Source organism: Thermoanaerobaculia bacterium, assembly GCA_035260525.1.
Classification (GTDB): domain Bacteria; phylum Acidobacteriota; class Thermoanaerobaculia; order UBA5066; family DATFVB01; genus DATFVB01.
In genome coordinates this window covers 1-2822 of sequence record DATFVB010000160.1, presented here as the reverse complement: position 1 = coordinate 2822, position 2822 = coordinate 1, and the positions used below count along the sequence as shown (strand labels likewise).

7 protein-coding genes are annotated in these 2822 nt (G+C 64.2%); 5 read left to right on the top strand and 2 right to left on the bottom strand.

Annotated elements, in window-relative coordinates:
• A partial coding sequence (locus VKH46_07725; GenBank protein ID HKB70717.1) for an IS110 family transposase occupies positions 1–429 on the bottom strand: 429 nt, incomplete at its 3' end.
• A 173-nt stretch (positions 430–602) separates the two neighbouring features.
• Between VKH46_07725 and VKH46_07720 the strand changes: the two genes are divergently transcribed.
• From VKH46_07720 to VKH46_07700, 5 genes are all read left to right on the top strand, one after another.
• Positions 603–821: a hypothetical protein gene (locus VKH46_07720; GenBank protein ID HKB70716.1), complete on the top strand. Its 219-nt coding sequence runs from the start codon at positions 603–605 to the stop codon at positions 819–821.
• 128 nt (positions 822–949) lie between these two features.
• Positions 950–1084 (top strand): hypothetical protein, encoded by a 135-nt coding sequence (locus tag VKH46_07715; GenBank protein ID HKB70715.1) that lies wholly within the window; start codon positions 950–952, stop codon positions 1082–1084.
• A gap of 107 nt (positions 1085–1191) precedes the next feature.
• Entirely contained in the window at positions 1192–1410 is a 219-nt protein-coding gene (locus VKH46_07710) for a type II toxin-antitoxin system HicB family antitoxin (protein ID HKB70714.1), read from the top strand.
• A complete protein-coding gene (locus VKH46_07705) occupies positions 1407–1592 on the top strand; it encodes a type II toxin-antitoxin system HicA family toxin (protein HKB70713.1) in 186 nt (61 codons plus the stop codon). Before VKH46_07710 ends, VKH46_07705 begins: the two co-directional genes overlap by 4 nt.
• A 111-nt stretch (positions 1593–1703) precedes the next feature.
• Positions 1704–2045, top strand: a complete 342-nt coding sequence (locus VKH46_07700) for a transcription initiation protein (protein ID HKB70712.1) — start codon at positions 1704–1706, stop codon at positions 2043–2045.
• 295 nt (positions 2046–2340) lie between these two features.
• On the opposite strand, the gene VKH46_07695 is transcribed toward VKH46_07700, so the two are convergent.
• The coding region (locus VKH46_07695) for a glycosyltransferase family 2 protein (GenBank protein HKB70711.1) at positions 2341–2822 on the bottom strand (482 nt) is incomplete at its 5' end.

Sequence of the window (2822 nt, the reverse complement as noted above, 5' to 3'; positions counted from 1 at the left end):
CGCGGGGAGCCAATCGTTGCAACGGTCTTTGTGAGACCGGAAATGTTGTCGGCGTGTCCCCGCGTCGGTCCGACCGAAACCATCATCGACGCGCTCGGCGGGTGTGGGGCGGATGGCCTCGCGGCGGCGCGCTTCCAGGATCGCGTCGGCGTCGGCGCGGTCGTGCTTGTCGCGCAGGACGTATTTCTTTGTGTAGTGGGCCGGCAGGAGCACGGGCCGGTGGCCGAGCTCCCGGGCGGTTCGGGCCCAGAAGTGGGCCGAGCCGCAGGCCTCCATGACGATTTCTGTCGGCGGCCGCGTGGCGAGGAAGGAGACGAACTTCTGCCGGGTCAGGCGCGCCCTCTCATTGACGCGGCCCGGCACGGTCGAGATCGAGATCTGGAAGAAGGCCTTGGCTAGGTCCACCGCGATCGTCGTAGAATTCTCCATGGATTCCTCCTTTCGAATGGAGCTGCAATGACTCCGAATCGAATGGCACGATGATGCCGAATCGAGGGGAGGAGTCCATCTCATCCTTGCAGCGGACTGCGCCCTGCGGGCTTGCCGCTGAAGCCGGGTCGTTAGCCGGCGGAGGGCAAGGCTGGTGGTAAAATCACCGCCTGATGACGACGAAGCTCGAAAAAGCGGTGTCGGCGATCGAAGTTCTGCCGGAAAATGAGCAGGACGCGATTGCAGACTGGCTACTCGCGGAGCTCGAATCGGAGCGCCGCTGGGACGACCTCTTCGCGCGATCGCCGGGGTTACTCGAAAAGATGGCCGGGGAGGCGATCGCAGAGCATCGCGCCGGCCGCACTCTCGAGCTCGATCCAGAAAAGCTTTGAGATCCCGCACCACCGCGGGCTTTCGTCGTCTCTTTGCGGATCTGCCCGAATCGGTTCAGGTTCACGCGCGTGAGGCGTACACGCGGTTCCTCGCGAATCCATCGCATCCAGGGCTGCGGTTCAAGCGAGTGCATCCGAACCTGCTGATCTATTCGGCCCGAATCAGCGGCGGTTACCGCGCTGCCGGGACGGTGGACGGCGGCGAGATCGTCTGGTTCTGGATCGGGCCACACGCCGAATACGAGAAAATGCTCGCGGGCTAACAACGGCGTCCAGCGGATGTCGCTTCGCGCCACCGCTGACGCCGAATCGTTCGAGGTGCCGGGCATCGTTGGCAACCGGGGTAGAATGCAATGACTCAGGAGGGCGCATGGAGCTCAGGCTCACGGCCGTATTTCGTAAGGTTCCAGAGGGTTACATCGGCTTTGTCGAGGAATTGCCGGGTGCCAACACCCAGGCTTCGACGCTCGATGAGGCCCGGGAGAGCCTGCACGAAGCCGTCGCACTCGTTCTCGAGGCGAACCGGGCTCTTGCTGAGGAGCAGCTGGGGGGCGACGCGGTCATCCGCGAGCCTCTTCTCATTTCTTGAAGCGGGCCGATCTCGTCCGCCATCTTCAGGCGCATGGTTGCGAGTTCTTTCGGGAGGGCTCGCGGCATTCGGTCTTCGTGAATCGCCCCACCCGGAAGTCCACGGCGGTTCCTCGCCATCGCGAGATCAACGAATGGCTGGTCAGGAAGATTTGCCGTGATCTGGAGATTCCGGAACCCTAGCACCCCGACATCGGCTTGCAGCGGGCTTCGTCCTGCGGCCTCGCCGCTGAAGCCGGGTCGTTAGGCCGCGCACACGCTTCAGGACCGCCGTCAATTCCCAGGAGGAGCACCATGGCCAAATACCTGATCTCTTTTCCAAGCGCAGCAATGGTTGTGCCCGATGGCGAATGGGGAGCGGTAGGCCGCGACGCTCACGCTGTGATTGATGAGGCGAAAGCCGGCGGTGTTTACGTCTTCGGCGGCGGAATCGACGAAGACGTACCGCCCGTGCTCGTCTCTGCTGACGGCACGGTTGCAATGGGCGGCTATCCTTGGGCGCCCACGCTCGATGGCGGCTTCACCGTGTTGGAACTGCCTTCGCGCGACGAGGCCATCGCGTGGGCGGCGCGGATCGCCAGGGCCTGTCGGTGCGACCAAGAACTGCGCGTCTTCGGGTTCGACCCACAGTCCTAAGGGCGACACTGAAATGGCGCGGCAAGCGCGGCCTGACAATTCATTCAAGCCGAAGCCGCTTCGCGGCTCGGCGTAATTCAGGTGTTGGGACCCTTGTGGATTCGTTGACCTTTGGATTCACAGGTGCGGGAGGATCTTGGCTAGCGATGAACGAGAGGGGGTGCCTGTCTTTCGCGAGCAGGCGGGTTTCATCAGCTACCGGCTCATGCGCGTCGATAGCAAGACGACTGGCTTATGGGTATATTGGCCGGCATCGGCGAAGGCGGTTTCGCGACGGACGCCGGGCCGCCGGCGGTCATCTCGGCGGTTCGCGCCTCTCCTGTTGTTCCCGCAGTTTCTCGAGCAGCGTCCGGTTGATCGAGACGAGATCGGCCAGCAGCGCGATCAGGAAGGTCTGGACGCCGACGACGATCAGGATCGCGGCGACGATGAGCGACTGAACGTGGCCGCCCGGGCGCGGGCCGAAGTAGTACCAGAAGAAGCGCGCGACGAGCGCGAGACCGGCGGCCACCAGCACCGCCGCGGCGGCGGAGAACACCTTGAGCGGCTTGTAGAGGGCCGTGATGCGCAGGATGTTCGCGCCCGAGACGAGAACGTAGTGCAAGTTCGAGCGCACGATCCGCGAGCGGCGCTCCGTCGGGCGCGCGTGGACGGGCACGGAGCGGACCCGAAGCCCCTTGGATCCGGCCTGGATCAGCGTTTCGAGCGTGTACGTCACCTTCGAGAAGACGTTGAGCGAGCGGGCGGCTTCGCGCGAGAGCGCGCGGAATCCCGAGG